16 protein-coding genes are annotated in these 14,555 nt (G+C 70.2%); 3 read left to right on the forward strand and 13 right to left on the reverse strand.

Features of this window, described 5'->3' with window-relative positions; all coding sequences use genetic code 11:
• The first annotated feature begins 32 nt into the window (after positions 1 to 32).
• Positions 33 to 1,148, forward strand: a complete 1,116-nt coding sequence (locus F622_RS0104140; RefSeq protein ID WP_019563148.1) for a porin — start codon at positions 33 to 35, stop codon at positions 1,146 to 1,148.
• A 34-nt stretch (positions 1,149 to 1,182) separates the two neighbouring features.
• Positions 1,183 to 1,746, forward strand: coding sequence for a cytochrome c (locus F622_RS0104145; protein ID WP_018169486.1), 564 nt, complete (start codon positions 1,183 to 1,185; stop codon positions 1,744 to 1,746).
• 291 nt (positions 1,747 to 2,037) lie between these two features.
• On the opposite strand, the gene cobM is transcribed toward F622_RS0104145, so the two are convergent.
• Genes cobM through F622_RS0104160 form a run of 3 tightly spaced genes read right to left on the reverse strand, consistent with a single transcriptional unit; the run spans position 2,038 to position 4,486 of the window.
• Complete coding sequence (gene cobM, locus F622_RS0104150; protein WP_019563149.1) at positions 2,038 to 2,802, reverse strand: precorrin-4 C(11)-methyltransferase; 765 nt, start codon at positions 2,800 to 2,802, stop codon at positions 2,038 to 2,040.
• Entirely contained in the window at positions 2,799 to 3,272 is a 474-nt protein-coding gene (locus F622_RS0104155; protein ID WP_019568236.1) for a cobalamin biosynthesis protein, read from the reverse strand. Before F622_RS0104155 ends, cobM begins: the two co-directional genes overlap by 4 nt.
• Complete coding sequence (locus tag F622_RS0104160) at positions 3,251 to 4,486, reverse strand: bifunctional cobalt-precorrin-7 (C(5))-methyltransferase/cobalt-precorrin-6B (C(15))-methyltransferase (RefSeq protein WP_026330482.1); 1,236 nt, start codon at positions 4,484 to 4,486, stop codon at positions 3,251 to 3,253. Before F622_RS0104160 ends, F622_RS0104155 begins: the two co-directional genes overlap by 22 nt.
• A 4-nt stretch (positions 4,487 to 4,490) precedes the next feature.
• Between F622_RS0104160 and F622_RS0104165 the strand changes: the two genes are divergently transcribed.
• On the forward strand, positions 4,491 to 5,291 hold the full coding sequence (locus F622_RS0104165; RefSeq protein ID WP_019563152.1) for a cobalt-precorrin-6A reductase: 801 nt from the start codon (positions 4,491 to 4,493) through the stop codon (positions 5,289 to 5,291).
• Positions 5,292 to 5,304: 13 nt separating this feature from the next.
• On the opposite strand, the gene cobJ is transcribed toward F622_RS0104165, so the two are convergent.
• From cobJ to cobO, 10 genes are read right to left on the reverse strand one after another with little or no spacing between them, the layout of a single operon-like run.
• Complete coding sequence (gene cobJ, locus F622_RS0104170; RefSeq protein ID WP_019563153.1) at positions 5,305 to 6,090, reverse strand: precorrin-3B C(17)-methyltransferase; 786 nt, start codon at positions 6,088 to 6,090, stop codon at positions 5,305 to 5,307.
• A complete protein-coding gene (locus F622_RS0104175) occupies positions 6,087 to 6,842 on the reverse strand; it encodes a precorrin-2 C(20)-methyltransferase (protein WP_019563154.1) in 756 nt (251 codons plus the stop codon). Before F622_RS0104175 ends, cobJ begins: the two co-directional genes overlap by 4 nt.
• Positions 6,839 to 7,492, reverse strand: coding sequence for a precorrin-8X methylmutase (locus tag F622_RS0104180; protein ID WP_019563155.1), 654 nt, complete (start codon positions 7,490 to 7,492; stop codon positions 6,839 to 6,841). The genes F622_RS0104175 and F622_RS0104180 overlap by 4 nt, the downstream gene beginning before the upstream one ends.
• Complete coding sequence (cobG, locus tag F622_RS0104185) at positions 7,489 to 8,883, reverse strand: precorrin-3B synthase (RefSeq protein ID WP_026331532.1); 1,395 nt, start codon at positions 8,881 to 8,883, stop codon at positions 7,489 to 7,491. The genes F622_RS0104180 and cobG overlap by 4 nt, the downstream gene beginning before the upstream one ends.
• A gap of 19 nt (positions 8,884 to 8,902) precedes the next feature.
• Entirely contained in the window at positions 8,903 to 9,676 is a 774-nt protein-coding gene (locus tag F622_RS0104190) for an ABC transporter permease (RefSeq protein ID WP_018169477.1), read from the reverse strand.
• The gene (locus tag F622_RS0104195) at positions 9,673 to 10,617 is read right to left on the reverse strand and encodes an ABC transporter ATP-binding protein (protein WP_019571402.1); all 945 of its coding nucleotides are present in this window, start codon (positions 10,615 to 10,617) and stop codon (positions 9,673 to 9,675) included. The genes F622_RS0104190 and F622_RS0104195 overlap by 4 nt, the downstream gene beginning before the upstream one ends.
• Complete coding sequence (locus F622_RS0104200) at positions 10,614 to 11,723, reverse strand: cobalt-precorrin-5B (C(1))-methyltransferase (protein WP_019571403.1); 1,110 nt, start codon at positions 11,721 to 11,723, stop codon at positions 10,614 to 10,616. The genes F622_RS0104195 and F622_RS0104200 overlap by 4 nt, the downstream gene beginning before the upstream one ends.
• Before the next feature lie 22 nt (positions 11,724 to 11,745).
• Positions 11,746 to 12,600, reverse strand: a complete 855-nt coding sequence (gene cobA / locus F622_RS0104205) for a uroporphyrinogen-III C-methyltransferase (protein WP_019571404.1) — start codon at positions 12,598 to 12,600, stop codon at positions 11,746 to 11,748.
• The gene (locus F622_RS0104210; protein ID WP_026331533.1) at positions 12,597 to 13,889 is read right to left on the reverse strand and encodes a cobyrinate a,c-diamide synthase; all 1,293 of its coding nucleotides are present in this window, start codon (positions 13,887 to 13,889) and stop codon (positions 12,597 to 12,599) included. Before F622_RS0104210 ends, cobA begins: the two co-directional genes overlap by 4 nt.
• On the reverse strand, positions 13,886 to 14,500 hold the full coding sequence (cobO, locus tag F622_RS0104215) for a cob(I)yrinic acid a,c-diamide adenosyltransferase (RefSeq protein WP_018169472.1): 615 nt from the start codon (positions 14,498 to 14,500) through the stop codon (positions 13,886 to 13,888). Before cobO ends, F622_RS0104210 begins: the two co-directional genes overlap by 4 nt.
• Positions 14,501 to 14,555 lie beyond the last annotated feature (55 nt).

Genomic DNA, 14,555 nt, shown 5'->3' on the forward strand with positions numbered 1-14,555 from the left:
GTCATGTGTTTCCTTAGGGGAGCACCACAACAATGAACGATACCCATCTCCGACCGGGGCGACATGCCATCCCGGTCCTGGCCACCCTGTATCTGATGACGGCCGCGAGCATCGCTCCGGCTCAGGCCAACTTCGAGTTCGGCGACGCGGAAGACGGCCTGCAGGTGACACTGGATCCGCTGATCCAGGGCCGCTACAGCTACGCCCGTGCCCCGGACGGTTCCACTAGCGAGTTCGACTTCCGCCGCGCTTGGCTGGACACCCAGGGGACTCTGTTCCACCCGGATCTTCGCTTTCGCCTGCAGCCGGATTTCAGCAGCGGCGAACTCTCGATGCGCGACATCTGGATGCAGTACGCGTTCCGCGACAATCTGGGCCTGCGCCTCGGCCAGTTCACCGTACCCTTCGGAATGCCGCGCGACATCGGCGGACCCAACCGCCTGTTTACCGAACTCAGCGTGCCGGGCAACCAGTTCGAGGTCCCCGCCGGGCGCGATACCGGCGTGACCCTACTGGGCGGTGACGGCGAAGCCTGGGCCTGGGCCGCCGGGGTGTTCGACGGCCGTGGCCGTCTGGACCAGCGTAACGACCGCCCCGCCACCTCCGGCCACCTGTTCAGTGCCCGCGGGGCCTGGGCACCGGTCGGCGAGATCCCGCGCGACAACACTACCCTCGGCCGCGCCGTGGAGCGCACCGTGGCGCTGGGCGCCGGCCTTCAGGCAGCGGACCGCAACCACCTGCGCGACTGGAGCCGCGGACTGGAAGATACGGTGGACCGCCAGCGGGCCGACTGGGTCACCGCCACCGCCGACGCGGTGATCAAGTTCGGCCACACCTCGCTCTCGCTGGCCGCGTTCCGCCGCGACGTCTCCCCGAACCATGCGTCGTCCTATCACGACCTCGGTGCCGAGCTCGAACTCGCGCAGTCGCTGCCGGTGGACGGGCTGGAGGTGGCCGCTCGCCACGCGGTGCTGCGCCACGACGCCGGCGACGACCTGGAAGGCGACGAGCGCTGGCAGCGCGAATGGGGCGCCGGGCTCAACTGGTACCACCGGGGACAGCGGCAAAAGACCCAGCTCATGTGGCTGGACCGCGACGCCGACCGCTCGGACTGGGAACTGCACCTGCAGCACCAGTTCCGCTTCTGACACGCCACGGCTGACGCGAACAGGGAGAGCCACCATGAATCGAACGAAATCCATCCGGCGGTCGCTGACGACCGGCCTCCCGCTGGCCCTGCTGCTCGCATCGGCGGGGACCACGGGCGCCGAAGAGATCACCGTCCCGATGCCGGGCCCCTGGGGCGAAGGCTACGAAGAAACCCTGGACGACCCGGCCAGCGTGGACGCCACCGAGGCCTTCCAGCGCTTCCGCCAGCAGAGCATGCGGGGCACCTCGGCCACCTACCGCAGCATCGAGCAGATCCTGCGCTATGACGCGCCGTTCGCCGAGCGTCTGCCCGATTTGGCCGACGAGCTGGCACGGCGGGCCGCCGACATCGAAACCTGGTTCGACCGCGAGACACCAGCGCGGGACGGCGATCCAGGAGCCCTGCCCGCGGCCTGGGCGGACCCAGACTTCGCCGAGTACAAGGCGTCCTACCGCCAGGCCGCCGAACGGCTGCAGCGGAAGGTGGAGACGGCCGACGACCTGGCGGACGAGGCCTTCCAGCTGCGCGCCACCAAGGCCCTGAACAGCGTGCGCCACCAGTGCCTCGCCTGCCACGACAATTACCGCCGCCGCTGAACCACGCGGAAACGGGGCGTCCCCCGAGCCCCTTTTCCGGGGCAGAGCACGCCCCGTTTCCGCCAGCCGGGGCCGCCATCTTCCGGCGGCCCCTTTCCTGATCCTGATTAGCACGAATCCACCGCGCGCTTCATATGCCGGAACGGCCTTGCCCGCGAACACGGCGGCGGGCTTCGGCAAGCGCCGCATTCGCGCACAAGCGCGCTCCTGCAGGGCTGCGGGTTGCGCTGGGGGAAAAGGACCTCTGCAGAGCTTCAGTGCTAATCAGGCCCTTGACTGGGTGCCCGACGATCAGTCGTTGTCCATGCCGCGATAACGCCGCACATGCGCCGGGTCGTACAGCGCACTATCGCGGAAATCCCCCGGATCCAGCGCCGGCCCCACCAGGATCAGCGCCGAGCGCCGCGTGCTCAGCTGTGTTGCCCGCTCCACGATATTGCCCAGCGATCCCCGCACCACCGTCTCGTCCGGCCAGCTAGCACGGAAGACGATCGCCACCGGGCAGTCACAGCCATAGTGCGGACGCAGGTCCGCGACCACGGCCTCGATATTGTGCAGGGACAGGTGGATCGCCAGAGTTGCCCCGGTCGCAGCGAAGGCCGCCAGCCGTTCGCGTTCCGGCATCGACGAGGCTCGCCCCGGCGTCCGCGTCAGCACCACCGACTGCGCCACCTCCGGCACGGTCAGCTCGCGCCCCAGGGTCGCGGCCGCGGCGGAGAACGCCGGCACCCCGGGGGTAATCGTGTAATCGATCCCGGCCGCCTCCAGACGGCGGATCTGCTCGCCCAGCGCGCTGTACACCGACAGGTCGCCGGAGTGCAGTCGCGCCACGTCCTGACCCGCCGCGTGGGCGCGCTGGATCTCGTCCATGATCGCGTCCAGCGTCAGCGGCGCGGTATTCACGATGTGCGCGCCTTCCGGCGCATGCTCCAGCACCGCCTCCGGCACCAGCGAACCCGCGTACAGGCATACCGGACAGGCCGCGATACGATCCCGCCCGCGCAGCGTCAGCAGATCCGCCGCGCCCGGGCCCGCTCCCACAAAATGAACCGTCATGATGACTCCTTGAATACGTGATGGGTATCGACCCGGGCCACCGCGCAACTGGCCCGCGCGGACAGACGCCGCGGCAGCAGCAGACGCGCACCCTCGCCGGCCGCCGCCAGCGCCGCCGCCTCGGCCACCGACCCGACCCCGGCGGTTGTACGCGCCCGCGCCGACTCCGTAAGCACTTCCTCGTCGCAGTCCACCAGCGCAGACGCAGACGGAAATACGAGTTCCAGCTCCAGCTCCCGCGCCACCGACGCCAGCATGCGGCTGTCGCTCTTGTGCGCCGGTGCCGCCAGCTGCCGGATCTCGATCGGCTCGACGCGCGCTGCATCCAGCACGGCGCGGACCTCGGCCAGCACCTCGCGGATCAGGCCCTCCAGCTCCCAGGCCGTGCAGGCCGAGGCGAAGCCGACGCCGGGCACCACCCGGTCGAGCGCACCGTTCAGTGCCGCCCTCAACTCCGGCGCAGGGACCACAGGGTCACCGGCCGCAGCGGTTTCCAGCCCGACATCGCGCCCAGCGGTTCCGAACGGCTCACGTTGATGCGCGTCAGCTCGCCGCCATGGCGCTCGCGCGCCGCCGCCAGCACCGCATCGCCCTCGACCGTCACGCTGTTCGCGACCAGGCGCCCGCCCGGGCGGAGGCTCTCCACACAGTGCTCCACCAGCCCCGGGGTCGTCAGGCCGCCGCCGATGAAGATCGCGTCAGGAGGCGCCAGGCCATCCAGTGCCTCCGGTGCGCGCCCGGGGATGCATTGCAGGGCCGGCACACCCAGGGCGCGCGCATTGCGCGCGATGCGTTCCAGCCGCTCCGCGCGAAGCTCGATGGCCAGGGCGCGGTTGGCCGGATCCGCCAGCATCCACTCGATGCCGATGGAACCGGAGCCGGCGCCGATGTCCCACAGGCACTCGCCGCGCCCGGGCGCCAGCAGAGCCAGTGTCACCGCACGGACCTCGCGCTTGGTGATCTGCCCGTCCTGTTCGAACTGCGCCTCCGGTCGGCCGGCGCTGGCCGCGATCACCGGGGCCGTCGGTGAGGCGCGGCATTCCAGCGCGATCGTGTTCAGCGGATCCACCTCGCGAGCGCCCCAGTCCGCCGCCGTGGTCGCGCCAATGCGCTCCCGGGCCCCGCCCAACTGCTCCAGGACCGTCAAGGCCGAGGCCCCGAAACCCAGTTCATCGAGCCAATGGGCCAGCTCGCCGGGGGTCTCGCCGTCGCGGCTCAGGATCAGCAGCCGCGCGCCGTCGTGCAGCCAAGGGCGCAGCGCTTCCAGCGGGCGCCCGTGGACCGACAGGCAGCGGGTCTCCTGTAGCGGCCAGCCCATCCGCGCGGCGGCCAGGCTGAATGCCGAGGGCGCCGGAAACACCCGGGTGGCCGCCACCGGGAAACGCCGCATCAACGTCGCGCCCACCCCGAACCAGAACGGGTCGCCGCTGGCGAGCACGCACAGCGGCTGCCCCGCCCGCGCCTCGATCCAGTCGAGGGCGGTCTCCAGCGGCGAGGGCCACACCAGACGTTCCTGCCCCGGCTGCTCCGGCAACATCTCCAGATGCCGTGCACCCCCGATCACCGTGGTCGCCTGCGCCACGGCCGCGCGGGCCTCCGGCGCCAGTCCGGACAGACCGTCCGCACCGACCCCGACGATGTTCAACCATGGCGTCCCGCCCGGCTGCGTCGCTACACTTGGCATCTCCATGACCTCCCGTTCACCCCTTTCCAACGACGCCCGGCCACCGCGCCCGCGGCATGTCCTCCTGCTGGGCGGCACCACCGAGGCCGCGGCCCTGGAGCCGCTGCTGGACGGCCACCCGCGGCTGCAGTCCACCGTCTCGCTGGCCGGGCGCACCCGGAAACCGGGCCCGTCGCGGCTGCCACGGCGCACGGGCGGTTTCGGCGGTGCCGAAGGCCTTGCCACCTGGCTGCACGAACACGCGGTCGACGCCTTGGTGGACGCAACCCACCCCTTCGCGCGGCAGATCTCGGCCAACGCCGTCGTGGCCGCGCGCCAGACCGGCATCCCGCTGGCGCGCCTGACCCGACCGTCGTGGGAGGCCGGAGCGGATGACAGATGGATCCGCGTGTCCGATCTCGCGGCCGCCGGCCGCACCCTGCCGGCACTCGGCCGGCGCGTGCTGCTGACCACCGGCCGCCAGCACCTTGAGGCCTTCGAGGCCGCGCCCGAGCTGGACTATGTCATCCGCACCATCGACCCGCCCGAACCGCCGCCGGCGCTGCCACGAGTCACCTGGATCCATGCCCGGGGCCCATTCACGGCCGAGGACGAGGCGCGCCTGCTGCGGGAACACGCGATTGACGTTCTGGTAACCAAGGACAGCGGCGGCGAGGCCACCGCCGCCAAGCTGCAAGCGGCCCGCGAACGGGGCATCCCGGTGGTGATGGTGGAGCGCCCGCCGGACGCCCCCGGAGTGCCACGGTTCCACGCCCCGCAGGCGGTACTCGACTGGCTGGAAGCGCTCCCGGACACCCACGGCTAGAGCGGGTCCCGGCTCATTGCGCCGCCTCGACATAACGCGGGGTGTACACGTGCCGCCGGCCCGAAGGGCGTTCCAACACGCGGGTGGATGTGGCGCCGACGATCACCAGCGTGCTCATATTCGCCGCCGCCGGGTCCACCTCGCCGAGGGTGGAGATCTGCACGTCTTCGCGTTCGCCACGTCCCACCGCAGTGGCCAGCACCACCAGGGTGTCCGGCCCCTGGACCTCGCGCACGATCCCCAGTGCCTCGCCCAGCTGCCAGGGTCGCGAGCGCGAGATCGGGTTGTAGAAGGCCATGGCAAAATCGGCCTCGGCCGCCAGCCGCACCCGGCGCTGGATCAACGACCAGGGCTTGAGATTGTCCGACAGCGAGATCACGCAGAAATCGTTCCCCAGCGGCGCCCCCAGCCGCGCGGCGGCGGCCTGCATCGCCGAAACCCCGGGGGCCACGTCCACCTCGACGTCCTCCCAGCGTCCCGCCGGTGCCCCTTCCAGGGCCTCGAAAATGGCCGCCGCCATCGCGAACACACCAGGATCGCCACCCGAGACCACCGCCACGTCCCGCCCCTCGGCGGCCATGTCCAGGGCGTGCGTCGCGCGCGCCAACTCCTCGCGGTTGTCCGAGGCGTGAACACGGTGATGCGCGCCCGCAATGCGTTCCAGGTACGGCCCGTACCCCACCAGGTCGGTCGCCGCTTCAAGACGGGCAGCAACCTCCGGCGTAAGCCATTCCGGCCCGGCCGGCCCCACCCCGACCACACTCAGCCGCCCGAGCGGCCGACCGTCATCCCCGCTCATCGCCGCACCCCTCGCCCGGGAATCACGATCATCGAGAAATAGGGCACCTGTTCCGGAATCGCGGCCAACGGCAGGACCCGCTCCTCCGGCGTACTCGCGCGTTCCACGTACCAGGCACGCTCGTCCAGCCCCAGTTCCCGCAGGACCCCGACCACCGCATCGCGATGGGTTCCAACCTTCATGATGACCGCGGCATCGGTCCCCTGCAGGGCCTGGCGCAGATCGTCGATCGGCATCGTGCCCGGGATCACCGTCAGCAGGTCATCGCGCATGGTCAACGGCGTGGGCAACTGCGCGGCGGAGGCCATCATGGAGGTCACGCCGGGCACGATGCGGGTGGGGAAACGCTCCTTCAGCCGCAGGTAGACGTGCATGAAGGAACCGTAGAAGAACGGGTCCCCTTCGTTCAGCACCACCACCGAACGCCCGGCCCCCAATTCGGCGGCCAGCTGCTCGGCGGCGGCGTCGAAAAACTGCTCGATGCGGCTGCGATACTCGTCGGAGCCGTGCGGGATCTCGTTGGTCACCGGATACTCCAGCGGCATCTCGCGCTGCCCGGCACCCAGATGGGCATCCACGATGGCACGCGCCTGGCCGCGGCCGCCCCGGCGACAGAAGTAGGCCACCACCGGGCTCTCGGCAATCAGCCGCGCGGCCTTCAGCGTCAACAGCTCGGGATCACCGGGACCGGTGCCCACGCCGTACAGACAGCCCGCGTCCGAGGAATCCTGCAGGTTGGGGGATGTCGTCATATCCGGTCACTCGCAAAGGCGTTGATGGCCGCCGCGGCCATGGCACTGCCACCCCGGCGTCCGAAAATGGTCAGGTAATCGAGATTCAGCGGGCTGCTGGCCAGTGCCTCCTTGCTCTCCACCGCACCCACAAATCCCACTGGTATACCGAGCACGGCGGCCGGCCGCGGCGCACCCTGGTGCAGCATTTCCAGCAGGTGAAACAGCGCCGTGGGCGCATTGCCAATGGCCACGACCGCGCCGTCCAGATGCGGTCGCCACCATTCCAGCGCCGCGGCCGAACGCGTCGTTCCCAGACGCTCGGCGGCCGCCGCCACCCCGTCCTCCCGCAGGCTGCAGATCACCCGGTTGTCCGCCGGAAGCCGGGCCCGCGTGACCCCGTGCGCCACCATGTTGCTGTCGCACAGGATCGGCGCGCCGGCGGCCAGCGCATCCATGGCCGCCCGGGCCACCCCGGCGGAAAACCCGACGTCCCGCGGCAGATCGGTCATGCCGCAGGCATGGATCATGCGCACCACCGCGGGCACCAGGTCCTCCGGAAAGCGGTCGAGATCCGCCTCGGACCGGATCATCGCAAAGGACTCCCGGTAGATGGCCGCCCCGTCGCGGATATAGTCGGGTACGGCCCCGGCCGTATCGCTCTGCGTCATGCTGAATCTCCGTTGTTCATCTTCGCGTTCATACGCCTGGCCAGTGCCGTGGCCTCCAGCCGTTGCAGGGCCTCGACCCTCGACTCATTCGCGCCACGTTCTTCACGGGCGAGGGTATCGAGGGCCGCGAGGACTGGTTCGACCTGCCCCGGCCCCAGCCCCGTCAGGACGGTCTCCCACTGCGCGGGCGCGCGTTGCAGCGACAGGTCGTAGCGACCTTCCCGCGCCGTGAGCAGGACCTGTGCGTTCGCGGGGCGCCCACAGTGCTTGTTGCAGCCACTGACGTGCACATGCCCGCCACCCGCAAGCAGCCCGCGGGCGGATGCCCCGGCCGTCTCGGCATCCGCCCGCGTGGACGTACTGCCCGCGGCGCAACCCGCCTGCCCGATACAGGAACTCACCGCCAGGCGGGAATCATTCGGGTCGGTCACGCCGCCCCACTCGGCGACCCGGGCTGATTCCACAGGTGGTGCCCCGGTCACGAGCAGGCTCCGCCACGGTGTCAGCCGCAGGCGTCCGTCGCGCGCCCGGATATGTTCGGCCAGCCCTTGCAAGACCTCCGCGCGCAGGGCCCCGAACGGAAACGCGATCCCGAAGGCGCGCCCGTTCAGGCACGTGCCCATCCCGGCATCCGCGCATCCGGGCATCCGGGCCGCGACCCAGTCCCCGCCCGGGAGCACCCGCTCCAGCCCCGGCGGCGTCAACTCGTTCGGGCCGAATCGGGCCACGGCGCCGGCCACACGCCCCGGCGGATTCACATTGCCTTCGCGCAATTCCACGAAGCGTCCGAGCACCGCCAGGGCGACATTCACGACCGTCTCCGGGCGCGTCCAGCCAAGCACCGTGGCCGTGCGACTGGACGCGCCCACGGCCACCCGAAACCACACCCCTCCCAGCCCCGTACAGACCTCCAGCCGCAGGTCCGCCGGCACTCCATCCAGCGGCAAATCGCCGCCGGCCTCTACCAGCACCCCCACCTTCGGCGGCAGCGCCCGCAGACGCGGGTGCTCCCCCAGCGCCCGCGCGAGGTCCCGTGCGACCGGCTGTACATCCATGGCCGCCTCCGGATCGATATCCGTCACCGGCGCCACCAGGACATTGCGCACCGCCTCCACCGCGGGATCGCGATCGGCCAGACCCGCGTTCTCCAGCTCGGCACGTGCCGGCTCCAGATCCGCCGTGTCCAGACCGCGCAACTGCAGATTGCCGCGGCTGGTCAGCTCCAGGGCACCGGAACCAAAGCGACGCGCCACCTCCGCGAGGGTCTGCGCCTGCTCCGCATCCAGCCCCCCGATCGGGTGACGTACCCGCATCAGCAAACCGTCCCCGGTGATCATCGGCGCGGCAACCCCCGGACAGGCCTGGCGCACCCGCGGACAATCGGCAATCACGACTTCACCCTGCCCGCGCTCATGTGCGGATCCGCACGCCGCGCGCCACCAGGGCCCAGGCCAGCCCACCGACGACGAGCGTCGCCCCCACGAGGACCCAGAAGGTCGTGGCCCAGGCGAAGGACCCGGTCCCCAGCAGGCCGTAGCGAAAGCCCTCGATCATGTAATACAGCGGGTTCAGCACCGCCAACGACTGCCAGGGCTCGGGCATCCGTTCCACCGGGTAGAACAGGCCTCCCAGGTAGATCAGCGGGGTCAGCACGAACGTGGCCACTACGGAGGTATGGTCAAAGCTGCGCGCATACAGGCCGTTCAGGAGCCCGGCCAGCGCGAACAGCAAGGCACTGATCAGCGCGATCCCCAACGTGGCCGCCAGGTGGTGCAGCTGGAGATGGGTAAACGGGATCGCCACCAGCGCCACCAGCGCCCCGGCCAGCAGCCCGCGGATCACGCCACCGGTGGCGAAGCCCGCCACAATCAGCCAGGCGGGCAGCGGCGCGACCAGCAGCTCCTCGATATGCCGCTGCAGGCGCGCGCCGTAAAACGCCAGCGTCACATTGCTGTAGGCATTGGTGGCAACCGCCAGGATGATCAGGCCGGGCAGGATGAAATCAGCGTAGTCGACCCCCCGCATGGTGCCCAGTTCGCGCCCGATCAGATGACCGAAGATCACCAGGAACAGGACGGTCGTCACCACCGATGGCAGGAGGTTCTGCACCCAGGCCCGCAGGAACCGGCGCACCTGCTTGACCACCATCCCGCGATAGGCGAATGCGTAGGCCGCGAGTCTCATGCCCCGGCCCCTTGCAGTGCGTCCGCGCGTTTCGCAATGCGCTGCAGGAACAGCGACTCGAGCCGGTTGCGCTTGTTGCGCAGTCCCGCGACCCGGACCCCGCTGCCGCCCAGGCGATCGAACAGGTCATTGACCTCCATGCCCTGCGGGAGATCGATCTCCAGGGTCCAGATATCCACCAGACGGGTCGCCAGCCCCTCCAGGACCGGGGCCGCGTCCAGAGGCGCATTCAATTCCAGCACCAGCGTCTGCACGTTCAGCCCGTGCAGCAGCTCGCCGGTCTCGCCGCGCGCGACGATCCCGCCCTGATCCAGGATCGCCAGCCTGTCGCACAGGCTCTCGGCCTCCTCCAGATAGTGGGTGGTCAGGAGAATCGTCACGCCATCCGCGTTCAAGCCGCGCAGCAGCTCCCAGGTTGCATGGCGCCCCTCCAGGTCCACCCCCGCCGTCGGCTCGTCCAGCAACAAAACGCGAGGGCGATGCACCAGGGCGCGGGCAATCATCAGCCGGCGCTTCATGCCGCCCGACAGGCCCCAGGCCGACTGTTCGCGCCGGTCCAGCAGACCCGCCTGTTGCAGCACCTCGCCGGTTCGTTCGCGCGCCCGCCTCGGGGACAGCCCGTAGTAGGCCGCCTGGGCCTCGACGATCTCGCCCACCGGCTCGAAGCTGTTGAAATTCACCTCCTGCGGCACCACGCCCATGCACGCCTTCGCCGCCACCGCCTGCGTGGCCACATCGTGCCCGCAGACCCGGATCGAACCGCGATCCGCCCGCACCAGCGTGGTCAACAGCCCCACCAGGGTGGTCTTGCCCGCCCCGTTCGGACCCAGCAGGCCGAAAAAGCTGCCCGCCGGCACTTCCAGATCCACGTTCGCCAGCCCGACCCGGCCACCGGCGTAGCGCTTGGCTACCGACTGCAGGGCGATCGCCGCGGCCGTCATGGCGCAAGGCCCCTGGCGCCATCGGCAAACCCGACGATGCGTCCCGCCCGATCCACCGCGCAGACCTCCAGCGCCGTGGTCTCCGGCAACATTCCGCGGGCCCGCTGCCAGGCGCGCGCGCTGATCCGGTCGGCCAGCGCCACGCCCTGTTCCACGCAGTCCGCAAGGGCCTGGGCACTGGTGTTGGCCGCGCGGATGCGCGCCAACAGGTCCGGGCTGGCGCCCAGATCCGCGGCTTCCCCCGCCAGGGCGTCGAGATCGATGCGCGACTTGCGGCTATGGGCATCCAGGTGCCCGGCCGCGAACTTGCTGAGCTTGCCGAAACCCGCGGCCAGCACCACCGCGGGCAACGGCTGGCGCCGCAGGTACTTCAGCGCCGCCCCGAACAGATCCCCCATCTCGATCAGCGCCAGGTCGTCCAGGCCATAGCGTTCGCGCACTGCCGCCTCGCTGGTGCCGCCGGTACAGCAGGCCACGCGCGGATAATCGTTGGCGCGGGCCACGTCGATGGCCTGGTGGATGGATGCGATATAGGCGGCACAGGAAAACGGCCGCACGATACCCGTGGTGCCCAGGATCGAGAGACCGCCGAGGATGCCCAGACGGGCGTTCATGGTCCGCTCGGCAATCCGTTCGCCCCCGTCCACGCCGACCGTGACCCGGAAGCCCCCGCTGTAACCGGTCGCCTCGGCGAGCGCCTCGAGATGCCCCTGCATCATGCGTCGCGGGACCGGGTTGATCGCCGGCTCGCCCGGCGCCAACACCAGGCCCGGACGCGTGACCGTCCCGACCCCGGCACCCGCCATGAACACAACGCCAGGTGCACCACACAGGGTCACCTCGACCCAGACCCGAGCCCCGTGGGTGGCATCCGGGTCATCGCCGGCATCCTTGATGACCCCGGCGACCGCGCCACCCGGGGTGGGCTCCAGATCGTTCAACGCCAGGCGCACGACCTGCCCCCTCGGCAGGGTGACCTCGACCGTCTCGAGCCGCCGCCCCTCCAGCAGCCAGCGTGCGCCGGCCACGGCGGCCACGGTCGCGCAGACGCCGGTGGTCAGGCCGGTGCGCAGGCGCCCGGTTGTCTCGCACGTCTCCGGGCGCATGCCGCCCTCCGCACTGTAGCGATCAGCCGACTTCATGCGTCCCCGGCCCGGGCTCGAAGCCCGGCGTGGCAATCGTCTCGCGCAGGCGCACCACCTCGCCCACGATCAGCAACGCGGGCGACTGGATGGCCAGATCCGCAACCCGCGCGGGAAGGTCCGCCAGCGTGCCCTCGATGACGCGCTGCGTCGGGCGCGTGCCCTGCTCCACCAGCGCGGCCGGCACCGCGCCATCCGCGCCCGCCGCCATCATCTCGCCGCAGACCTCGGCCAGGGTGTGCAGCCCCATGTAGACGACCAGGGTCTGCTGCGGATGGACCAGCGAGGCCCAGTCCAGATCGGTCTCGCCGGCGCGGCGATGGGCGGTCACGAACTGGCAGCGATAGGCATGATCGCGATGGGTCAGCGGGATCCCGGCATAGGCCGCGCAGCCGCCCGCTGCGGTGATCCCCGGCACGATACGGACCGGGATCCCGGCGGCGGCGATCGCCGCAGCCTCCTCGCCGCCGCGACCATAGATGAACGGGTCCCCACCCTTCAGGCGCACCACGTAGTGCCCCTCCCGCGCCAGCGCGATCATGCGCTCGTTCAGGTCCCCCTGATCGCAACTGTGCCGTGAGCGTGCCTTGCCCACGTACAGCCGCTGCGCCCCCGGGTTCGCCAGATCCAGGATCGCATCCGGGATCAGGCGGTCGTGCAGCAGGATGTCGGCGTGCTGCATCGCAGCCACCGCGTCCAGTGTCAGCAGACCCGGATCGCCCGGCCCCGCGCCGACCAGATCCACGCAGCCGGCCCGCCGCTCGCCGCGTAACGCGATGCTGGTCCCGGCCCGTGCCCCCGGTCCGATCCGCGTCACATTATCCCGCTGCGAATCACTCATGACCGAAATAGCTGCGCCGTGGCCTCGGGGTTGGAAGGGAACCAGGCGTGCAGATAGGTCGCGGTCAGGCGACCATCACGATAGATCGCCTCGCCCTGCGAACCCGTCCCGCGTGCCCGCCAGCAATGGCCGTAGGGTTCCAGGCCGACCTCGGAGCGGGTGTGGTGGAAGGTATGTCCGCGCAACTCGCCCTCCGGCAGCGGGGCCGCCTGGAGACCCAGGCCCTGCAAGCGGTCCGCCAGCTGGGCCTTGCCCGGCACCAGTCCGGCCATGGCCGCGGCATGGCCCTCGCGATCGGCCAGTTCATCCAGCAGATAGAGGAAGCCCCCGCACTCCGCCAGGATCGGGCGACCCGCCACATGGTGGGCTTCCAGGTCCGACTTCAGACCGGTATTGGCGGCCAGCTGGTCCAGATACAGCTCGGGGTAGCCGCCCGGGAGCCAGACGGCATCGGCCTCCGGCAGCCCATCCCCCGCAAGCGGGGAAAAGAACCGCAGTTCGGCGCCCATTTTCTCCAGCAGGCGCAGATTGGCCGGATACATGAACGCGAACGCCGCATCCCGCGCAATCGCGATGCGCACGCCGGACAGGGCCGCCTCGATCGGCGCGATCGCTTCCGGATGAAAGGTCACGGGCTCCGGGAGGCCCGTCACGCCAGCCTCTGCGATCGCGGCCGCCGCGGCCTCCAGCCGCGCATCCAGATCGTCGATCTCGCCCGCCTGAACCAGGCCCAGGTGACGATCCGGGACACTCAGCGTCTCGTTGCGCTGCACGGCACCGAAGAACCGGATCGCGTCCGGGGTGCAGTCCTCCAGCATCCGGGCATGGCCCGGACTGCCCACCCGGTTGGCGATCACACCGGCGAATGACAAGCCCGGGCGGTAGGTCGACAAGCCGTGCACCAGTGCCCCGAAGGTCTGACCCATACCGCTGGCATCCAGGATCGCCAGGATCGGCAACCCAAAGGCCTGGGCCAGATCCGCGCCGGAGGGATTCCCGTCGAACAGCCCCATCGAGCCCTCCACCAGGATCAGGTCGGACGCCTGTGCCGCCTCGTACAGCATCGCCCGACAGGCCTCCTCGCCCACCATCCACAGATGCAGGGCATCCACCGGATGGCCGGAGGCCTGCTCCAGGATCATCGGGTCGAGGAAGTCGGGGCCGGTCTTGAACACGCGCACGCGCCGGCCCTGGTTACGGTGGTAGCGGGCGATGGCGGCAGTGATCGTGGTCTTGCCCTGGCCCGAGGCCGGGGCCGCCACGAACGCGGCGGGACACCTCACACTCACAGCTCGATTCCCTTCTGTGCCTTGATGCCGGCCTGGAAGGCGTGCTTGACCACACCGATCTCGCTGACGGTATCGGCCGCCTCAATCATCGCCTTGGGCGCGGCGCGGCCGGTGGTGATCACGTGCTGCATCGGCGGGCGGTTGGCCAGTTCTTCGAGGACCTCGGCCACGTCGAGGTACTGGTATTTCAGCGCGATGTGCAGCTCGTCGAGCAGCACCAGATCGACGTTCGGGTCGCGCAGCATGTCGCGGGCATGCGCCCAGGCATCGCGGGCGGCCTCGACATCCTTCTCGCGGTCCTGGGTCTCCCAGGTGTAGCCCTCGCCCATCACGTGGTACTGCACGTTGTCCTGACCGCGGAAGAAGGCCTCCTCGCCGGTGGCGAACTGCCCCTTGATGAACTGGACGATGCCCACCTGCATGCCGTGCCCCAGGGCCCGGGCAACCATGCCGAAACCGGAGGAACTCTTGCCCTTGCCGTTGCCGGTCAGGATCAGGAACACGCCCTTTTCTTCCTGGGCCTCGGCGATCTTGCGGTCCACGACCTCCTTCTTGCGTGCCATGCGCTGGGCGTGGCGTTCGGCGCGAGCCGCTTCGGTGTCTTCGCTCATTTTCATTACTCCTTGATTCGTTGCGTCATACGGGCGTTCGGACGGTTCCGGGAGT

The organism is Thioalkalivibrio sp. ALMg3, assembly GCF_000381225.1.
GTDB lineage: Bacteria > Pseudomonadota > Gammaproteobacteria > Ectothiorhodospirales > Ectothiorhodospiraceae > Thioalkalivibrio > Thioalkalivibrio versutus.

Coding starts and splice junctions, on each gene's coding strand:
- F622_RS0104140 (WP_019563148.1), top strand. CDS start 33: ATGAACGATACCCATCTCCGACCGGGGCGACATGCCATCCCGGTCCTG.
- F622_RS0104145 (WP_018169486.1), top strand. CDS start 1,183: ATGAATCGAACGAAATCCATCCGGCGGTCGCTGACGACCGGCCTCCCG.
- cobM (WP_019563149.1), bottom strand. CDS start 2,802: ATGACGGTTCATTTTGTGGGAGCGGGCCCGGGCGCGGCGGATCTGCTG.
- F622_RS0104160 (WP_026330482.1), bottom strand. CDS start 4,486: ATGCCAAGTGTAGCGACGCAGCCGGGCGGGACGCCATGGTTGAACATC.
- F622_RS0104165 (WP_019563152.1), top strand. CDS start 4,491: ATGACCTCCCGTTCACCCCTTTCCAACGACGCCCGGCCACCGCGCCCG.
- cobJ (WP_019563153.1), bottom strand. CDS start 6,090: ATGAGCGGGGATGACGGTCGGCCGCTCGGGCGGCTGAGTGTGGTCGGG.
- F622_RS0104175 (WP_019563154.1), bottom strand. CDS start 6,842: ATGACGACATCCCCCAACCTGCAGGATTCCTCGGACGCGGGCTGTCTG.
- F622_RS0104180 (WP_019563155.1), bottom strand. CDS start 7,492: ATGACGCAGAGCGATACGGCCGGGGCCGTACCCGACTATATCCGCGAC.
- F622_RS0104190 (WP_018169477.1), bottom strand. CDS start 9,676: ATGAGACTCGCGGCCTACGCATTCGCCTATCGCGGGATGGTGGTCAAG.
- F622_RS0104195 (WP_019571402.1), bottom strand. CDS start 10,617: ATGACGGCCGCGGCGATCGCCCTGCAGTCGGTAGCCAAGCGCTACGCC.
- F622_RS0104200 (WP_019571403.1), bottom strand. CDS start 11,723: ATGCGCCCGGAGACGTGCGAGACAACCGGGCGCCTGCGCACCGGCCTG.
- cobA (WP_019571404.1), bottom strand. CDS start 12,600: ATGAGTGATTCGCAGCGGGATAATGTGACGCGGATCGGACCGGGGGCA.
- cobO (WP_018169472.1), bottom strand. CDS start 14,500: ATGAGCGAAGACACCGAAGCGGCTCGCGCCGAACGCCACGCCCAGCGC.